Origin of the sequence: Pseudomonas eutrophicaquae, from assembly GCF_023544715.1 — a bacterium.
Taxonomy (GTDB): domain Bacteria; phylum Pseudomonadota; class Gammaproteobacteria; order Pseudomonadales; family Pseudomonadaceae; genus Geopseudomonas.
On the sequence record NZ_JAMJEZ010000012.1, the window covers coordinates 42305 to 61182 of the forward strand.

The following is an 18878-nucleotide window of genomic DNA, read 5'->3' on the forward strand; positions in this document are numbered from 1 at the left end:
GGAGAAGTCGATGAGCGCGATGTACATGTTGCTCGGTACCCTGGTGGCGCTGGGCGTGCTAGTGACCTTTCACGAGTTTGGGCACTTCTGGGTGGCACGGCGCTGTGGCGTCAAGGTATTGCGTTTCTCGGTCGGCTTTGGCCGGCCGTTGCTGCGCTGGCATGACCGCCACGGCACCGAGTTCGTGATTGCCGCCCTGCCTTTGGGCGGCTACGTGAAGATGCTGGATGAGCGTGAAGGCGATGTGCCGGCTGCGCTGCTGGAGCAGTCCTTCAACCGCAAGACGGTGCGCCAGCGTTTTGCCATCGTGGCGGCCGGGCCGGTGGCGAATTTCCTCCTGGCGTTGCTGTTTTTCTGGTGCGTGGCGATGCTGGGCACTCAGCAGTCGCGTCCGGTCATTGGTGAGGTGACGCCGGGTAGTCTCGCGGCTCAGGCGGGGCTGACGGCTGGAGCTGAACTGCTGGCTGTTGATGGTCAGCCAACGCCCGGCTGGGCGGAGGTGAATCTGCAGCTGATCCGCCGTCTGGGTGAGAGCGGTAGCCTGCGCCTGCGGCTGTTGGAGCCGGATTCGACCCTTGAGGTTGAGCGCAGTCTGGTGCTCGACAACTGGCAGCGCGGTGTCGATACGCCGGATGTGCTGGGCTCGCTGGGGATTCGTCCGTGGATGCCGGCGGTCGATCCACTGCTGTCGTTCATCGATCCTGATGGGCCTGCGCATGCCGCTGGCCTGCGGGCGGGGGATCGTTTGCTGGCCCTGGATGGTCAGCCGCTCCAGCACTGGCAAGCGGTGGTCGAGGCGGTGCGCAGTGCGCCGGGGCAGCGTGTTGAGTTCCAGATTGAGCGTGAAGAGCGCTTGCTGCGCATTGCGCTGACGCTGGGCGAGCGGGTGCAAGGTGATGTGCGCAGCGGTTATCTGGGCGCGGGTGTCAGCGAGGTCGAATGGCCAGCGGAGATGCTGCGGGAGATCCGGCACGGGCCACTGGAATCGGCCTTGGAGGCGGTCAAGCGTACCGTGTCGATGAGCGTGCTGACCCTCGAATCCATCGGCAAGATGCTGTTTGGCGAGCTGTCGGTAAAAAACTTGAGCGGTCCGATAACCATTGCTAAAGTGGCCGGCGCTTCAGCCGAGTCGGGTCTGGCGGATTTCCTGGGTTTTTTGGCTTATCTCAGCATCAGTCTGGGCGTTTTGAACCTGCTGCCGATCCCGGTGCTTGACGGTGGACACCTCGTCTATTATCTGGCCGAGTGGGTGCGTGGCAAGCCGCTGTCCGAGCGTGTTCAGGCGGCAGGGCTACAGATTGGCATGACACTGGTCTTTGGTTTGATGCTGCTGGCGCTGCTCAACGACTTCAGTCGACTGTAAGCCCGTATTGTGGAGCTGCCGCCCTGGCGGCAGTTCCTTTTTTGACTGTCTGCATAAGTAAAAGGACTCCATGAAACGCTTGCTGCTACCTGCGGTAATCGCCGCGCTGATCACCGCCGAGGTTCACGCCGAGTCCTTCACCATCACCGACATCCGCATCAACGGTCTGCAGCGTGTCTCGGCCGGTAGCGTATTCGGTGCCCTACCGCTTAATGTCGGTGACCCGGTCGATGAGAACAGCCTGGCAGATGCCACGCGCTCGCTGTTCCGCACCGGCTTCTTCCAGGATATCCGCCTGGCCCGCGAGGGCGATGTGCTGGTCATCGAGGTGGTCGAGCGGCCGTCGATTTCGACCATCGAGATCACCGGCAACAAGGCCATCGCCACCGATGATCTGCTCAAGGGGCTGCGTCAGTCGGGCCTTGCGGAAGGCGAAATCTTCCAGCAGGCGACCCTTGAGGGGGTGCGTAACGAGCTGCAGCGCCAGTACGTGGCGCAAGGTCGTTACTCGGCGAGCATCGAAACCCGCATCGAGCAGCTGGAGCGCAACCGTGTTGCGTTGAAGATCGAGATTGCCGAGGGCTCGGTCGCGACTATCGAGCACATCAACATCGTCGGCAACCAGAAGTTTGCCGATGAAGAGCTGCGCACGCTCCTGGAACTGCGCCCGAGCAACTGGCTGTCATTCTTCCGCAGCGACAACAAATATTCCCGTGAAAAGCTCTCCGGTGACCTGGAGCGTCTGCGCTCCTATTACCTAGACCGCGGCTTCATCAACATGGACATCACCTCGACGCAGGTGTCCATTACCCCCGACAAGAAGCACGTCTACATCACCATCAATTTGGATGAGGGGCGGCAGTACCGGATTCGCGAGGTCAAGCTGGCCGGTGATCTGAAGGTGCCGGAGGAGGAGGTGCGCCGCCTGCTGCTGGTGCAGCCTGGGCAGATCTTCTCCCGCAAGGTGCTGACCAGCACCAGTGAGCTGATCACCCGCCGCCTGGGCAATGAGGGTTACACCTTTGCCAACGTCAATGGCATTCCGGAAACCCATGACGAAGATGACAGCGTCAGCCTGACCTTCATGGTTGATCCGGGCAAGCGTGTGTACGTCAACCGGGTGAACTTCCGCGGTAACACCAAGACCGAAGATGAAGTGCTGCGCCGCGAGATGCGCCAGCTCGAAGGCGGCTGGGCTTCTACCTATCTGATCGATCAGTCCAAGACCCGTCTCGAGCGGCTGGGCTACTTCAAAGAGGTCAACGTCGAAACCCCGCAGGTGCCGGGTGTCGATGACCAGATCGATGTCAATTACACCGTTGAGGAGCAACCTTCCGGCTCGGTGACCGCCAGCGTTGGCTTTGCCCAGAGTGCAGGCCTGATCCTGGGTGGCTCGATCAACCAGAGCAACTTCCTCGGTACCGGTAACAAAGTGAACATCGGTCTGACCCGCAGCCAGTACCAGACCCGTTACAGCTTCGGCTTCGTGGACCCCTACTGGACCGAAGACGGTGTCAGCCTCGGCTACAATATGTTCTACCGCACCACCGACTATGACGATCTGGATGTCGATGTCTCCAGCTACTCGGTTGACAGCTTCGGGGCTGGCATCAATCTGGGCTACCCGATCAACGAGACAGCGCGCCTGAATTACGGCCTGAGTCTGCAACAGGACAAGATCAAGCCGGGCACTTACACCGTCGGTGAGATCAATGATTTCATTCGCCGCGAGGGTGACAACTACACCAACTTCAAGGCCTCGATCGGCTGGTCTGAATCGACCCTGAACCGCGGGGTATTCGCCAACCGTGGCTATTCGCAGAGCCTGAGTGCCGAGGTGACCCTGCCGGGCAGCGATCTGTCCTTCGGCCGCCTCGACTATAGCGGCCAGGTGTTTGCGCCGCTCTCGGGGGATTATGCGCTGCGCTTCCACACCCGCCTGGGTTACGCCGAGCGTTATGGCTCGACCAGTGAAGTGCCGTTCTACGAGAACTACTACGCGGGTGGTTTTGGCTCGGTACGTGGCTTTGAGGATAACTCCCTCGGCCCGCGCAGTACCCCGGCCATCAATGACCCGGATCAGGATCCGCAACCCTTTGGTGGTAACGTGCTGGTGCAGGGCGGTGCAGAGCTGCTGTTCCCGCTGCCCTTTGTTCAGGATCAGCGCTCGCTGCGTACCGTTCTGTTCTGGGATGCCGGTAACGTCTTCAGTACCCGCTGCAGCACCGGGCAGAATGCCCGCAACGATGCATCCTGCGATATTGACCTGAGCAATCTGGCCAGCTCCGTGGGCGTCGGCCTGACCTGGCTAACGGCGCTGGGGCCGCTGAGCTTCAGTCTCGGGATGCCGGTCAAGGAGCCGGATAACGCCGATACGCAGGTCTTCCAGTTCTCGCTGGGACAGACTTTCTGATTTTTACCCCGCACTTACCTAACCGATCCGCCGCAGGAGTTCATCGTGCGCAAGTTGACCCAAGCTGCTCTGTTTGCCACCGCCCTGGTGAGCTTCCCCGCTTTTGCTGAAATGAAGGTGGCGGTGCTCAACTATCAGATGGCTCTGCTGGAATCCGATGCGGCGAAGAAGTATGCCGTGGACTCGGAAAAGAAGTTTGGCCCGCAGCTCAATCGCCTCAAGACCCTGGAAAGCGACGCCAAGCGCATCCAGGATCGCCTGATGAAGGATGGCGAGAAGATGCAGACCAGTGAGCGTGAGCGTCTGGAGCTGGAATTCAAGCAAAAGGCTCGTGACTTCCAGTTCCAGTCCAAGGAGCTGAACGAGGCCAAGGCGCTGGCCGACCGCGACATGCTGCAGCAGCTCAAGCCCAAGCTGGACAAGGCCGTCGAAGAGGTCATCAAGCGTGGCAACTTTGATCTGGTGCTGGAGAGTGCTGCGGTGGTTGACGTCAAGCCGCAGTTCGAGATCACCAAGCAGGTGATCGAACGCATGAACCAGTCGCGCTGAGAATCACCTGATGCCGATGCATACCCTCGGAGATCTCGCCGCGTACCTGCAGGCTGAGTTGCGTGGTCCGGCTGATCTGCCGATCCATGACCTGGCCACCTTGCAGGATGCCGGGGACGGGCAGTTGAGCTTTCTGGCCAATGCCCAGTACCGCAAGCATCTGGGCAGCTGCCGCGCGGCCGCGGTACTGCTGACCGCTGCAGATGCCGAGCATTTTGCCGGGCATGCTCTGGTGGTAGCCAACCCGTATCTGGCCTTTGCGCGCATCTCCCATCTGTTTGACCGCAAGCCGCAGGGCGTAGCGGGCATTCACCCCAGCGCGGTGGTGGCGGACGATGCCTGCATCGACCCGAGCGCCTCGATTGGCCCGGGTGTCGTGATCGAGTCGGCCGCCCGCATCGGCGCAGGGGTAACGATCGGCGCGCATTGTGTGATTGGTGCGCGCAGCGTGATCGGCGCGGGGGGCTGGCTGGCCCCGCGTGTCACCCTCTACCACGATGTGCAGATTGGTCAGCGCGTGGTGATCCAGTCTGGCGCGGTGATCGGTGGTGAAGGCTTTGGTTTTGCCAATGAACAGGGCCGTTGGGTGAAGATTGCCCAGATCGGCGGTGTGCGCATCGGTGATGATGTGGAAATCGGTGCGAACACGACGATTGATCGCGGGGCGCTGTCTGACACTGTCATCGGTGATGGCGTCAAGCTCGATAACCAGATCATGATCGCCCACAATGTGCAGGTTGGTGATCACACCGCCATGGCCGGTTGCTGCGGGATTTCTGGCAGCACCAGGATCGGCAAGCACTGCATGATCGCGGGCGGTGTCGGCATGGTGGGTCATATCGAGGTGTGCGATCACGTGTTTGTCACCGGGATGACCATGGTGACCCGCTCGATCACCGAACCTGGCGCCTACTCCTCGGGTACGGCTATGCAGCCGGCCGGGGAGTGGAAGAAGAGCGCTGCTCGTATCCGTCAACTCGATGACATGGCACGCCGCCTGCAACAGCTGGAAAAACAGCTGGCTGCCGTGACCCCCGACGCCGATCCGGCATCAGAAGCCTGATGCCGCTACGCGGCGTATTTTTCTTTCTGCTCAAGGCCCCCAGAACATGATGGATATCAACGAGATTCGTGAGCTTTTGCCGCACCGCTACCCGTTCCTGCTGGTGGATCGCGTGACTGCACTGGATCTCGAGGAAAAGCGCATCTGCGCCTACAAGAATGTGACCGTCAACGAGCCCTTCTTCAACGGTCACTTTCCGGGGCACCCGATCATGCCGGGCGTGCTGATCATCGAAGCCATGGCCCAGGCGGCAGGTCTGCTGGGCTTTAGCATGATGGATGCCAAGGCCGCAGCCGATACCCTCTACTACTTTGTCGGCTCCGATAATCTGCGCTTCCGTGCTCCGGTCACGCCGGGTGATCAGCTGCTGCTGGAGGCACGCTTCCTCAGCGCCAAGCGTGGGATCTGGAAGTTCGAATGCCAGGCCAGTGTTGACGGTAAAACCGTCTGTTCGGCACAGATCATCGTTGCGGAACAGAAAAAATGAGTCTGATCGACCCTCGTGCCATCATCGATCCGAGTGCCCGACTGGCTGACAGCGTCGAAGTCGGTCCCTGGTCGATCATCGGGCCGGATGTGGAAATTGGCGAGGGTACGGTCATTGGCCCCCATGTGATCGTCAAGGGACCGACCATCATCGGGCGCCACAACCGGATTTACCAGTTCTCTTCGGTCGGTGAAGATACGCCCGATCTTAAGTACAAGGGGGAGCCGACCCGGCTGGTGATCGGTGATCACAATGTGATCCGTGAAGGCGTGACCATTCACCGCGGTACGGTCCAGGATCGTAATGAAACCACCATCGGTGATCACAACCTGCTGATGGCCTATGTGCACGTCGGTCACGACAGCGTGATCGGCAATCACTGCATTCTGGTCAACAACACCGCGCTGGCCGGGCATGTGCATGTGGGCGACTGGGCCATCCTCTCGGGGTTCACCCTGGTCCACCAGTTCTGCCACATCGGCGCCCACAGTTTCTCCGGCATGGGCACGGCGATCGGCAAGGATGTGCCGGCGTTTGTCACCGTGTTCGGTAACCCGGCCGAAGCGCGCAGCATGAACTTTGAAGGGATGCGCCGGCGTGGTTTCAGCGAGGAGGCCATGCAGGCCCTGCGCCGCGCCTACAAGGCGGTGTACCGCAAGGGATTGACCGTCGAGGAAGCCTTGGGCGAGCTGGCGGCGGATGCGGCGCAGTATCCGGAGGTCGAGCTGTTCTGCGACACGATCCGTCGCTCCACCCGCGGCATTACCCGCTGATCCTATGTCCCGTCCTCTGAAAATTGCCCTGGTGGCCGGCGAGATGTCCGGCGACATCCTCGGTGCGGGTCTGATGCAGGCGCTCAAAGTGCAGCATCCGGATGCGCAGTTCATCGGTATCGGTGGGCCACGCATGCAGGCCGAAGGGCTGAACAGCTATTTCCCGATGGAGCGCCTGGCGGTGATGGGGCTGGTCGAGGTGCTGGGCCGCCTGCCGGAACTGTTGCTGCGCCGTCGTCGCTTGGTGCGAACCCTGATCAGCGAGCGCCCCGATGTGTTCATCGGGATCGACGCCCCGGATTTCAATCTGGGGGTTGAGCTGCGCCTGCGGCGTGCCGGCATTCGCACCGCCCATTATGTCAGCCCCTCGGTGTGGGCCTGGCGGCAGAAGCGGGTGCTGAAGATCCGTGAAGCCTGCGATCTGATGCTTACCCTGTTCCCTTTCGAGGCGCGCTTCTACGAAGAGCAGCAAGTGCCGGTGTGCTTTGTCGGTCACCCGCTGGCCGACAGCATCGCGCTTGAGAATGACCGTGCCGCAGCACGCCGCGCACTGGGGGTCGATGAGGAAGGGCCGCTGGTGGCGCTGATGCCGGGCAGCCGTGGTGGCGAGGTGCAGCGCCTGGGGGATCTGTTCCTCGATGCGGCAACGCGCCTGCGCAGTCTGCATCCTGGCGTGCGCTTTCTGGTGCCCTGCGCCAGTGCCGAGCGGCGCACCCAGCTTGAAGCCATGCTGGTCGGCCGCGATCTGCCGGTCAAGCTGGTGGATGGGCGCTCCCACGAGGTGCTGGCGGCCTGCAATGCCGTGCTGATTGCCTCCGGCACCGCCACCCTGGAGGCGCTGCTGTTCAAGCGGCCGATGGTCGTTGCCTATCGCCTGGCCCCTTTGACCTACAAGATCCTCAAGCGTCTGGTCAAAGGCCCTTACGTGGCGCTGCCCAACCTGCTGGCAGGGCGCTTTCTGGTCCCCGAGCTGATCCAGGATGCCGCGACTGCCGAGGCGCTGGCCGATGCCTTGTCGCCGCTGCTGGAGCACGGCGAGGTACAGACCGAAGGTTTTGAGATCATTCACCGCACCCTGCGCCGCGGTGCATCGGTACGGGCCGCGGAAGCGCTCCTGACGCTGATCGAGCAGCGCTGATGCAGTTGGGACTGGATTTTGCGCTGGTTGAGGACTGCGTCGCCGGGGTCGATGAAGTCGGGCGTGGGCCGCTCTGCGGTCCGGTGGTCACGGCAGCGGTGATTCTGGATCCGGCGCGCCCCATCATTGGCCTCAACGACTCCAAAAAACTCAGCGAAGCCCGCCGTGAGCAGCTGTTCGAGGAAATCTGCAGCAAGGCGCTGGCCTGGAGTCTGGGCCGCGCTGAGGTCGAGGAAATCGATCGGCTGAATATCCTGCAGGCGACCTTTCTGGCCATGCAGCGCGCCGTAGCCGGTCTCTCGGTCCGCCCGACCCTGGCGCTGATCGACGGCAATCGTTGCCCGGTGCTGGAGGTGCCGGCTGCGTCGGTGGTGCAGGGGGATGCGACCGTCCCGGCGATCGCCGCCGCCTCGATCCTGGCCAAGGTCACCCGTGACCGCGAAATGCTGGCGCTGGATCGCTGCTATCCCGGCTACGGACTGGCCACCCACAAGGGCTACCCGACCCCCGCCCATCTGGCTGCGCTGGAGCGTCTGGGGCCGACGCCGATCCACCGCCGCTCCTTCGCCCCGGTGCGGCGCCTGCTCGAAGGCTGAGGTCTGGACGACTGCAGCGCGGCCGCATTGATACTTGTACAATCCGTGGCCATTGTTCCTGCTGCCCGGATCCGCCATGCCTGTCTCGTTCGTTCATCTGCGTCTGCACACCGAATACTCTCTGGTCGATGGTCTGGTCCGCATCAAGCCGCTGATCAAGGCTGTGGCTGCCGCCGAGATGCCGGCGGTGGCGGTCACCGACATGAGCAACCTGTGCGCGCTGGTGAAGTTCTACAAGAGTGCGATGGGCGCAGGGATCAAGCCGATCTGCGGGGCGGATGTCTGGCTGGACAGCCGCAATGAAGAAGGTCCACTGACCCGTCTGACGCTGCTGGCTATGAATGCCACCGGCTATCGCAACCTCACCGAACTAATTTCCCGCGGCTGGAGCGAGGGGCAGCGCGCCGGGCTGGTGGTGCTGCAGCGTGGCTGGGTAATGGAAGCGGCCGAGGGGCTGATTGCGTTGTCTGGTGCGCGCGAGGGCGAGATTGGTCTGGCGCTGCTCTCCGGTCAGCTGAATGAGGCAGCTGCGCTGCTTGAGGAGTGGCAGGCGGCGTTCCCGCAGTGTTTCTATCTGGAAGTGCAGCGCACCGGGCGGGTGGGGGACGAAGAATACCTGCACCGCGCCGTGCAGCTGGCCGGCGAGCAGGGCGCGCCGCTGGTGGTCACCAACGATGTGCGCTTCCTGCGTCCCGAGGATTTCGAGGCCCATGAAACCCGCGTCTGCATTGGTGAGGGACGCACGCTGGATGATCCACGCCGCCCGCGCACCTACTCCGACCAGCAGTACCTGAAGACCCCGCAGGAGATGGCCGAGCTGTTCAGCGACCTTCCCGAGGCGCTGGAGAACACCGTCGAGATCGCCCGGCGCTGCAACCTTGAGGTGCAGCTGGGCACCTACTTCCTGCCCGATTTCCCGACGCCCAACGGCATGGGCATCGACGACTACCTGCGCCATGCCTCCTACGAGGGGCTGGAGGAGCGGCTGACGGTCCTGCTGCCCAAGGACACGCCCGATTACGCGGCCAAGCGCCAGGTGTATGTCGATCGACTGGAGTTTGAGCTCGGCACCATCATCCAGATGGGCTTTCCCGGCTACTTCCTGATCGTCGCCGACTTTATCCAGTGGGCGAAGAACAACGGCGTGCCGGTTGGTCCGGGGCGGGGCTCGGGTGCCGGCTCGCTGGTCGCCTATGTGCTGAAGATCACCGATCTCGATCCGTTGGCCTACGACCTGCTGTTCGAGCGCTTCCTCAACCCCGAGCGGATCTCGATGCCCGACTTTGACGTCGACTTCTGCATGGATGGCCGCGACCGGGTGATCGATTACGTGGCCGACAAGTACGGGCGCAACGCGGTGAGTCAGATCATCACCTTCGGCTCGATGGCGGCCAAGGCGGTGGTGCGCGACGTGGCGCGGGTGCAGGGCAAGTCCTACGGCCTAGCCGATCGGCTGTCGAAGATGATCCCCTTCGAGGTCGGCATGACCTTGGAGAAGGCCTTCGAGATGGAAGAGCCGCTGCGCGAATTTCTCGCCAGCGACGAGGATGCCAAGGAAATCTGGGACATGGCCCTCAAGCTCGAGGGGGTTGTGCGCGGCACCGGCAAGCACGCCGGTGGTGTGGTGATCGCGCCGACCAAGCTGACCGACTTTGCGCCGATTGCCTGTGATGAGGAGGGCGGCGGGCTGGTGACCCAGTTCGACAAGGACGATGTCGAGTCCGCTGGGCTGGTCAAGTTCGACTTCCTCGGCCTGCGTACCCTGACCATCATCAAGTGGGCGCTGGAGACCATCAACCGCGAGCAGGCCAAGCAGCAACTGCCGCCGGTGAACATCGATTTCATCCCGCTGGATGATAAGCCGACCTACCAGTTACTGCAGCGCGCCGAGACCACCGCGGTGTTCCAGCTCGAATCGCGCGGCATGAAGGAGCTGATCAAGAAGCTCAAGCCGGACTGCCTGGAGGATTTGATCGCGCTGGTGGCACTGTTCCGTCCCGGCCCCTTGCAGTCGGGCATGGTGGACGACTTCATTAACCGCAAGCACGGCCGCGCCGAGCTGTCCTACCCGCACCCGGATTACCAGTACGCTGGCCTTGAGCCGGTGCTCAAGCCCACCTACGGCATCATCCTCTATCAGGAACAGGTGATGCAGATTGCCCAGGTGATGGCCGGCTACACGCTGGGTGGCGCCGATATGCTGCGCCGGGCGATGGGCAAGAAGAAGCCCGAAGAGATGGCCAAGCAGCGTGGCGGCTTTATTGAAGGCTGCGCGGCCAATGGCATCAGTGCAGAGCTGGCGGGCAACATCTTTGATCTGGTGGAGAAGTTTGCCGGTTACGGGTTCAACAAGTCGCACTCGGCGGCTTATGGTCTGGTGTCTTACCAGACGGCCTGGCTGAAAACCCATTTCCCCTCACCGTTCATGGCCGCGGTGCTCTCGGCGGACATGCATAACACCGACAAGGTGGTGATTCTCATCGAGGAATGCCGCAGCATGAAGCTGCGCATCGACGCCCCGGACGTCAATACCTCGGAGTTCAAGTTCACCGTCAACGAGGATGGGCGCATCGTCTACGGACTGGGGGCGATCAAGGGTGTGGGTGAGGGGCCGGTGGAGGCGATTGTCGAGGCGCGTGCGGCGGGGCCGTTCAAGGACCTGTTCGACTTCTGCGCCCGGGTCGATCTCAAGCGCATCAACAAGCGCACCCTCGAGGCGCTGATCCGCTGTGGTGCGCTGGATCGCCTCGGGCCGTATTACGAGGACGAGCCCAAGGCCTGGCAGGCCAGCATCAACCTCAATCGGGCGGCGCTGCTGGGCGCCATGGAGGAGGCGGTGCAGGCCGCCGAGCAGACGGCACGCAGCGCGGACAGCGGGCACATGGATTTGTTTGGTGGAGTGTTTGCCGAGCCCGAAGCCGATGTGTATGCCAGTTACCGGCAGGTGCGCGAGCTGTCGCTCAAGGAGCGGCTGCGTGGTGAAAAAGAGACCCTCGGTCTGTACCTGACCGGCCATCCGATCGACGAGTATGAGAGCGAGGTGCGCCGTTTTGCCCGCCAGCGCATCAATGACCTGCGCCCGGCGCGCGAGCTGCAGACGGTGGCCGGGCTGATCGTCAACCTGCGGGTGATGAAGAACAAGCGCGGCGACAAGATGGGCTTTGTTACCCTGGATGATCGCTCCGGACGCATCGAAGCCTCGCTGTTTGCCGAGGCCTTCGCCGCGGCACAGGCGCTGCTGCAGACCGATGCGCTGGTGGTGGTGGAGGGCGAGGTGAGCATGGATGACTTCTCCGGCGGCCTGCGCCTGCGGGCCAAGCGGGTGATGAGTCTCGAGGAGGCGCGCACCTCGCTGGCCGAGAGCCTGCGGCTGCGTCTGGATACCCGCCAGCTTGAGGCATCGCGCCTGCAGTGGCTGCGCGAGCAGCTGGCGACCTGCCGGGGCGGGTGTCCGGTCAGTGTCGAGTACCAGGGGGAGAATGCCCGGGCGATACTGCAGTTTGCCGATCAGTGGCGTATCGATCCGGCCGATAGCCTGCTTCAGACGCTGCGTGACCAGTTCGGACGCGATAACGTCTTTCTGCAATACCGCTAGATCGGCGGGGCCTTGGCCCCGTCAGGCTCGACCACAGGCGTGCGATACCGTAAAGTCGGCCGCCTGATTTTGAGCCGAACAGCCACCTGCTCACCACGGAAAAGCTATGAACCCGAACTATCTGGATTTCGAACAGCCGATCGCCGACCTGCAAGCCAAGATCGATGGCCTGCGCATGGTGGGCAACGACAATGAGCTGAATATCAGCGAAGAGATCACCCGCCTGCAGGACAAGGTGCAGACGCTGACCCAGAGCATCTTCGGTAATCTGACCAGCTGGCAGATCGCCCGCCTGGCCCGCCATCCGCGCCGCCCGTACACCCTCGACTATATCGAGCACATCTTCACCGAGTTCGATGAGCTGCACGGTGATCGTCACTTTGCCGATGATGCGGCCATTGTCGGTGGTGTAGCACGCTTGGATGACCGTCCGGTGATGGTGATTGGCCATCAGAAAGGCCGTGAAGTCCGTGAGAAGGTGCGCCGCAACTTCGGCATGCCGCGTCCGGAGGGCTACCGCAAGGCCTGCCGCCTGATGGAGATGGCCGAGCGTTTCCGTCTGCCGATCCTGACCTTCATCGACACCCCCGGTGCCTACCCGGGCATCGATGCTGAGGAGCGCGGGCAGAGCGAGGCGATTGCTTGGAATCTGCGAGTCATGTCGCGCCTGAAGACCCCGATCATCGCCACCGTCATCGGTGAGGGTGGTTCTGGCGGTGCGCTGGCCATTGGGGTGTGCGATCAGCTGAACATGCTGCAGTATTCCACCTACTCGGTGATTTCCCCGGAAGGCTGTGCCTCGATCCTCTGGCGTACCGCTGAGAAGGCGCCGGAAGCGGCCGAGGCCATGGGCGTGACCGCCGAGCGCCTCAAGGATCTGGGTATCGTCGATACCGTGATCCCCGAGCCGCTGGGTGGCGCGCACAGTGACCATGCCGCCATGGCCGAGGCTGTGCGTCAGTCGCTGAGCAAGCAGCTGGGCGAGCTGGTCAAGCTCGACAGCAAGACCCTGCTGGCGCGTCGTTACCAGCGTCTGATGAGCTACGGCGTAGCCTGACGGCGGCGCAATTCCTCTGGCGCAGGATGGAGGTGCTCCGTTCTGCGCCACGCTCCCTCTCTTGTCCTGTCTCCTTGGCCCGTTGCGCCATGTCCCTTGAAGCTCACCTGTTGCACGTATTGACGCCCTGGCGTCAGGCACCGTTATGGACCCTGGCGCTCTCTGGTGGGCTCGATTCTCTGGTGCTGCTGCATCTGCTGGCGCGTCTGGCCCGGCATCAGGCATTGCCACCGCTCTCAGCGCTACATGTACATCACGGGCTGCAAGCCTTCGCCGATGAGTGGGCGGAACATTGCCAGGCCGCGTGTGCGGCGCTGGATATTCCTCTGACGGTATGCCGCGTCACGGTGGACTCGGGCGCCAGTGTCGAGCGGGCGGCGCGCGAGGCTCGTTATGCGGCCTTTGCCGAGCATCTGGCGCCAGGTGCGCTGCTGCTGTTGGCGCAGCATCGTGATGATCAGGCAGAAACCCTGCTGCTGCGCCTGCTGCGTGGCAGTGGTGTACAGGGCTTGGCGGCCATGCCCGCCAGTCGCCCGCTCGGGCAGGGTTGGCTGCTGCGCCCCTTGCTGGAGGTCGGGCGCGCCGAGCTGGAGCAGTGGGCGCAGGCACAGGGGCTGCACTGGGTTGAGGACCCAAGCAATCGCGATACACGCCTGGCGCGTAACTTTCTGCGCCATGAAATCCTGCCGCGCCTGGCGCAGCACTGGCCGGCGGTCAGCACGGTGCTGGCACGCGATGCCGCGCAGCAGCAGGAGGCGGCGAGCCTGTTGGATGAACTGGCGGTAGAAGACCTAGCGCGTGCGCAGACGCCTGCCGCGCCCGGCTGGCTGCCGTTGCCCTCGCTGGCGCTGGCGCCCTTGCAGGTACTGTCGGCGGCACGGCAGCGCAATGCTCTGCGTTACTGGTTGCGAGGGCTGACCCTGCTGCCGCCCCGCGAGCACTGGGTGGGCTGGGAATCCCTGCGTGATGCAGGGCGTGATGCCACGCCGTGCTGGCGCCTGGGGCAGGGGGAGCTGCATCGCTTTGCCGGGCGGGTGTGGTGGCTGGGCGGGGAGTGGCTATCAGCGCCGGCTATGGATCGTCAGGCTTGGCCTATCCCTGAGCAGGCGCTGAGCCTGCCCGGCAACGGCACGGTCTGGCTGGAGGGGGCAGCGCCTGGCGAGCCCCTGCAGATCCGCTACCGGCAGGGCGGCGAGCAGTTGGTGCTGGCTGGGCGCGGGCGGCGTGATTTCAAGCGGCTCCTGCAGGAGGCCGGCGTGCCCCCCTTCGTGCGCGAGCGTCTGCCGCTGCTGTATGCCAGCGAACAGCTGCTGGCGGTGGCCAATCTGCCGCTACCGATCGCAGGCTCTGCCGACACGCTGCGCCTGTGCTGGCAGCCGCCCGATGCACCGCCATTGGGCAGTGCACGCCGGGCGAAGGTTTGAGAAGGTTGCACCTTTGCCGTAAACTATTCTCCCGTCTTTAAGAGGCTTTGCGCCTCCCTTCGCATTCCCCGGCGGCCAGCCGCCTAAACGCAGACTTCTAGGGTTTTTCATGACGCGCTACATCTTCGTCACGGGTGGTGTTGTTTCTTCTTTGGGGAAAGGCATCGCCTCGGCTTCCCTGGCGGCAATCCTGGAGGCGCGGGGGCTGAAGGTCACCATGCTCAAGCTGGATCCGTACATCAACGTCGATCCAGGTACCATGAGCCCGTTCCAGCACGGTGAGGTGTTCGTCACCCACGATGGTGCGGAAACCGACCTTGATCTGGGCCACTACGAGCGGTTCATCCGCACCACCATGACCCAGAACAACAACTTCACCACCGGTCGCGTCTACATGGACGTGCTGCGCAAGGAGCGCCGCGGCGATTACCTGGGCGCCACCGTGCAGGTGATTCCGCACATCACCGACGAGATCAAGCGCCGGATCATCAAGGGCGCCGGCGATGCCGACGTGGCCTTGGTGGAGATCGGCGGCACCGTCGGTGATATCGAATCGCAGCCGTTCCTCGAGGCGATCCGCCAGCTGCGTGTCGAGGTCGGTGCCAAGCGCGCGATGCTGATGCACCTGACCCTGGTGCCGTACATCGCTACCGCCGGCGAGACCAAGACCAAGCCGACCCAGCATTCGGTCAAGGAGCTGCGCTCCATCGGCCTGCAGCCGGACGTGCTGATCTGCCGTTCTGACCATCCGGTCGATCTGTCCTCGCGGCGCAAGATCGCCCTGTTCACCAACGTCGAAGAGCGCGCGGTGATCAGCCTGGAAGACGTTGACACCATCTACAAGATCCCCTCGGTGCTGCACGCTCAGGGTCTGGACGACATCGTGGTCGAGCGCTTCGGCCTGCAGTGCGGTGCCGCGGATCTGTCCGAATGGGATCGCGTGGTGGACGCCAAGCTCAACCCCGAGCGTGAAGTCACCATCGCCATGGTCGGCAAGTACATGGAGCTGCTGGATGCCTACAAGTCGCTGATCGAAGCGATGGGCCATGCCGGCATCCAGAGCCGCACCAAGGTCAATCTGCGCTACATCGACTCCGAAGACATCGAAAACCAAGGCGCCGGCCTGCTGGAAGGCGTGGATGCCATCCTGGTACCCGGTGGCTTTGGTCTGCGCGGCGTGGAAGGCAAGATTCAGACCGTGCAGTATGCCCGTGAGAACAAGATTCCCTACCTGGGCATCTGCCTCGGCATGCAAGTTGCGGTGATCGAATACGCCCGCAATGTGCTGGGCTGGGCAGATGCCAACTCCACCGAATTCGACCAGACCAGCGCGCACCCGGTGGTCGGTCTGATCACCGAGTGGCAAGACGCCAGCGGTGCCGTCGAGCAGCGCACTGAAGGGTCTGATCTGGGCGGCACCATGCGCTTGGGCGCTCAGGAGTGCCAGCTGGACGCCGGCTCGAAGGTGCATGCCTGCTATGGCAAGGAGGTGATCGTCGAGCGTCACCGCCACCGTTACGAGGTCAACAACAACCTGCTGCCGCAGCTGCAAGCGGCGGGTCTGCGGGTCAGTGGTCGCTCCGGTGACGGCGCGCTGGTCGAAGTGGTCGAGGCGCCGGAGCATCCGTGGTTCGTCGCCTGCCAGTTCCACCCGGAGTTCACCTCCACCCCGCGTGATGGTCACCCACTGTTCAGTGGCTTCGTCCAGGCGGCCATCCAGCAGCACGCCCTGAACCAGAAAGGCTGATCCGATCATGGCGCAGAAGATTATCCGCGTCGGCGACCTGCAGATCGGCAACGATCTGCCGTTCGTGCTGTTCGGCGGCATGAACGTGCTGGAGTCGCGCGATCTGGCCCTCAAGGTCTGTGAGGAGTACGTGCGGGTCACCGAAAAGCTCGGCATCCCCTACGTATTCAAGGCCAGCTTCGACAAGGCCAACCGCTCGTCGATTACCTCGTTCCGCGGCCCGGGCCTTGATGAAGGCCTGAAGATCTTCGAGGAAGTGAAGAAGACCTTCGGCGTGCCGGTGATCACTGATGTGCATGAGCCCTATCAGGCCGCACCAGTGGCCGAGGTCTGCGACATCATACAGCTGCCGGCCTTCCTGTCGCGGCAGACCGATCTGGTGGTGGCGATGGCCAAGACCGGTGCGGTGATCAACATCAAGAAGGCCCAGTTCCTCGCCCCGCAGGAGATGAAGCACATCCTGCGCAAATGCGAGGAGGCGGGTAATGATCAGCTGATCCTCTGTGAGCGCGGTAGCTCATTCGGCTACAACAACCTGGTGGTCGACATGCTCGGCTTCGGCATCATGAAGTCGTTCGAGTACCCGGTGTTCTTCGACGTGACCCACGCCCTGCAGATGCCGGGTGGGCGCGCCGATTCCGCCGGCGGTCGCCGTGCCCAGGTCACCGACCTGGCCAAGGCCGGCATGAGCCAGGGGCTGGCCGGGCTGTTCCTCGAGGCCCATCCGAATCCGGATAATGCCAAGTGCGACGGCCCCTGTGCGCTGCGCCTCGACAAGCTGGAGCCGTTCCTCGCCCAGCTCAAGGCGCTGGACGAGCTGGTCAAGCGTTTCCCGCCGATCGAGACTGCCTGAGGCAGCGGCATTCGGCTACAGTAGCGGGCGCCCGGCATGGGCGCCCGATCCATTTATCCCCGCTGGCCACCGTGCGGCGCAGGCAGCCGTGGCGGGCGTGTTCGTCAAACCCTCTGGAGTACTACCCGCAATGGCAAAAATCGTCGACATCAAAGGCCGTGAGGTCCTGGATTCCCGCGGTAACCCGACCGTTGAAGCCGATGTGATCCTCGACAACGGCATCATCGGCAGCGCCTGCGCGCCGTCCGGTGCCTCCACCGGTTCGCGCGAAGCGCTGGAGCTGCGTGATGGCGACAAGAGCCGTTACCTGGGCAAGGGCGTGCTGAAGGCCGTGGCCAACGTCAACGGTCCGATCCGCGAGCGCCTGCTGGGCATGGACCCGACCGAGCAGAAAGCCCTCGACCTGGCGATGATCGAGCTGGACGGTACCGAGAACAAGGCCACTCTGGGCGCCAACGCGATCCTCGCCGTGTCCCTGGCTGCTGCCAAGGCTGCTGCCCAGGCCAAGGGCGTGCCGCTGTACGCGCACATTGCTGACCTGAACGGCACTCCGGGCGTCTACTCCATGCCGGTGCCGATGATGAACATCATCAACGGCGGCGAACATGCCGACAACAACGTCGACATCCAGGAGTTCATGGTCCAGCCGGTCGGCGCCAAGACCTTTGCCGACGCCCTGCGCATGGGTGCTGAGATCTTCCACCACCTGAAGGCTGTGCTGAAGGCCCGTGGCCTGAATACCGCGGTGGGTGACGAAGGTGGTTTCGCGCCGAACCTGGCCTCCAACGAAGACGCCCTGGCCGCGATTGCCGAGGCCGTGGCCAATGCGGGTTACACGCTGGGTGATGACGTCACCCTGGCCCTCGACTGCGCATCGAGCGAGTTCTTCAAGGATGGTCAGTATGACCTGGCCGGTGAAGGCAAGGTGTTCAGCGCCGAAGGCTTCGCCGACTACTTGGCCGGCCTGACCCAGCGCTATCCGATTATTTCCATCGAAGATGGCATGGACGAGTCCGACTGGGCTGGCTGGAAGGTGCTGACCGACAAGATCGGCGAGAAGGTGCAGCTGGTTGGTGATGATCTGTTCGTCACCAACACCAAGATCCTCAAGCGTGGCATCGAGGAGTCGATCGGCAACTCGATCCTTATCAAGTTCAACCAGATCGGCTCGCTGACCGAGACCCTGGAAGCCATCCAGATGGCCAAGGCCGCCGGCTTCACCGCGGTGATCTCGCACCGCTCCGGTGAGACCGAAGACAGCACCATCGCCGACCTGGCCGTTGGTACTGCAGCTGGCCAGATCAAGACCGGCTCGCTGTGCCGCTCGGACCGTGTGTCCAAGTACAACCAGCTGCTGCGCATCGAAGAGCAGCTGGGCGCCAAAGCGCCGTACAAGGGCCGTGCCGAATTCCGCGGCTAAGTCCTGTGATACCCGCCACGCCCCTTGGCGTGGTGGGGCAAGCCCGGTGCTGGCTCACGCTGGCCCGAGCCATTTTCTGATCCGTCTGATGCCATCGAGGGCTGCTTCGGATGCAAAAGGCCCATCTGCTGTTCGTCGTGCTGCTCCTGCTCCTCGCCGGCCTGCAGTATCGCTTGTGGGAAGGCGATGGTGGTATTGCCCATAACCGCGCCCTGCAGCAGGAAATCGCTGAACAACAGCGCGAAAATGCCCTCCTGCACGAGCGTAACCAGACTCTTGAAGCCGAAGTGCTCGAGCTCAAACGCGGCCTTGAGACCATTGAGGAGCGTGCCCGCTATCAACTGGGCATGGTCAAGGAAGGCGAAACCCTGCTGCTGCTGAGCGAGTGACTGGCACTGCG

15 protein-coding genes are annotated in these 18878 nt (G+C 63.0%); all 15 read left to right on the plus strand.

The genetic code is table 11. The features are described from left to right. Positions 1-10 precede the first annotated feature (10 nt). Complete coding sequence (rseP, locus tag MXC11_RS07475) at positions 11-1363, plus strand: sigma E protease regulator RseP (RefSeq protein WP_250007187.1); 1353 nt, start codon at positions 11-13, stop codon at positions 1361-1363. A gap of 70 nt (positions 1364-1433) precedes the next feature. Further along, entirely contained in the window at positions 1434-3776 is a 2343-nt protein-coding gene (bamA, locus tag MXC11_RS07480) for an outer membrane protein assembly factor BamA (protein ID WP_250007189.1), read from the plus strand. A gap of 45 nt (positions 3777-3821) precedes the next feature. Further along, on the plus strand, positions 3822-4325 hold the full coding sequence (locus MXC11_RS07485; RefSeq protein ID WP_250007191.1) for an OmpH/Skp family outer membrane protein: 504 nt from the start codon (positions 3822-3824) through the stop codon (positions 4323-4325). A gap of 10 nt (positions 4326-4335) precedes the next feature. Further along, positions 4336-5388: a UDP-3-O-(3-hydroxymyristoyl)glucosamine N-acyltransferase gene (gene lpxD, locus MXC11_RS07490; RefSeq protein WP_250007193.1), complete on the plus strand. Its 1053-nt coding sequence runs from the start codon at positions 4336-4338 to the stop codon at positions 5386-5388. A gap of 46 nt (positions 5389-5434) precedes the next feature. Next, the gene (fabZ, locus tag MXC11_RS07495; RefSeq protein ID WP_250007195.1) at positions 5435-5875 is read left to right on the plus strand and encodes a 3-hydroxyacyl-ACP dehydratase FabZ; all 441 of its coding nucleotides are present in this window, start codon (positions 5435-5437) and stop codon (positions 5873-5875) included. Then, complete coding sequence (gene lpxA, locus MXC11_RS07500; RefSeq protein WP_250007197.1) at positions 5872-6648, plus strand: acyl-ACP--UDP-N-acetylglucosamine O-acyltransferase; 777 nt, start codon at positions 5872-5874, stop codon at positions 6646-6648. The genes fabZ and lpxA overlap by 4 nt, the downstream gene beginning before the upstream one ends. Positions 6649-6652: 4 nt before the next feature. Further along, a complete protein-coding gene (lpxB, locus tag MXC11_RS07505) occupies positions 6653-7786 on the plus strand; it encodes a lipid-A-disaccharide synthase (RefSeq protein WP_250007199.1) in 1134 nt (377 codons plus the stop codon). Next, positions 7786-8382 carry a ribonuclease HII gene (rnhB, locus tag MXC11_RS07510; RefSeq protein WP_250007201.1) on the plus strand — a complete coding sequence of 199 codons (597 nt, stop codon included), beginning with the start codon at positions 7786-7788 and terminating at the stop codon, positions 8380-8382. The genes lpxB and rnhB overlap by 1 nt, the downstream gene beginning before the upstream one ends. A gap of 76 nt (positions 8383-8458) precedes the next feature. Continuing rightward, positions 8459-11977: a DNA polymerase III subunit alpha gene (gene dnaE, locus MXC11_RS07515; RefSeq protein WP_250007203.1), complete on the plus strand. Its 3519-nt coding sequence runs from the start codon at positions 8459-8461 to the stop codon at positions 11975-11977. Positions 11978-12083: 106 nt separating this feature from the next. Beyond that, positions 12084-13034 carry an acetyl-CoA carboxylase carboxyltransferase subunit alpha gene (locus MXC11_RS07520; RefSeq protein WP_250007205.1) on the plus strand — a complete coding sequence of 317 codons (951 nt, stop codon included), beginning with the start codon at positions 12084-12086 and terminating at the stop codon, positions 13032-13034. Positions 13035-13123: 89 nt separating this feature from the next. Beyond that, a complete protein-coding gene (gene tilS / locus MXC11_RS07525) occupies positions 13124-14458 on the plus strand; it encodes a tRNA lysidine(34) synthetase TilS (protein ID WP_250007207.1) in 1335 nt (444 codons plus the stop codon). A gap of 109 nt (positions 14459-14567) precedes the next feature. Beyond that, on the plus strand, positions 14568-16205 hold the full coding sequence (locus tag MXC11_RS07530; protein WP_250007209.1) for a CTP synthase: 1638 nt from the start codon (positions 14568-14570) through the stop codon (positions 16203-16205). A 7-nt stretch (positions 16206-16212) separates the two neighbouring features. Further along, positions 16213-17058, plus strand: a complete 846-nt coding sequence (gene kdsA, locus MXC11_RS07535) for a 3-deoxy-8-phosphooctulonate synthase (RefSeq protein ID WP_250007211.1) — start codon at positions 16213-16215, stop codon at positions 17056-17058. A gap of 130 nt (positions 17059-17188) precedes the next feature. After that, positions 17189-18478 (plus strand): phosphopyruvate hydratase, encoded by a 1290-nt coding sequence (gene eno / locus MXC11_RS07540; protein ID WP_250007213.1) that lies wholly within the window; start codon positions 17189-17191, stop codon positions 18476-18478. Positions 18479-18588: 110 nt separating this feature from the next. Next, entirely contained in the window at positions 18589-18867 is a 279-nt protein-coding gene (locus tag MXC11_RS07545) for a septum formation initiator family protein (protein ID WP_250007215.1), read from the plus strand. The last annotated feature ends 11 nt before the right edge of the window (positions 18868-18878 follow it).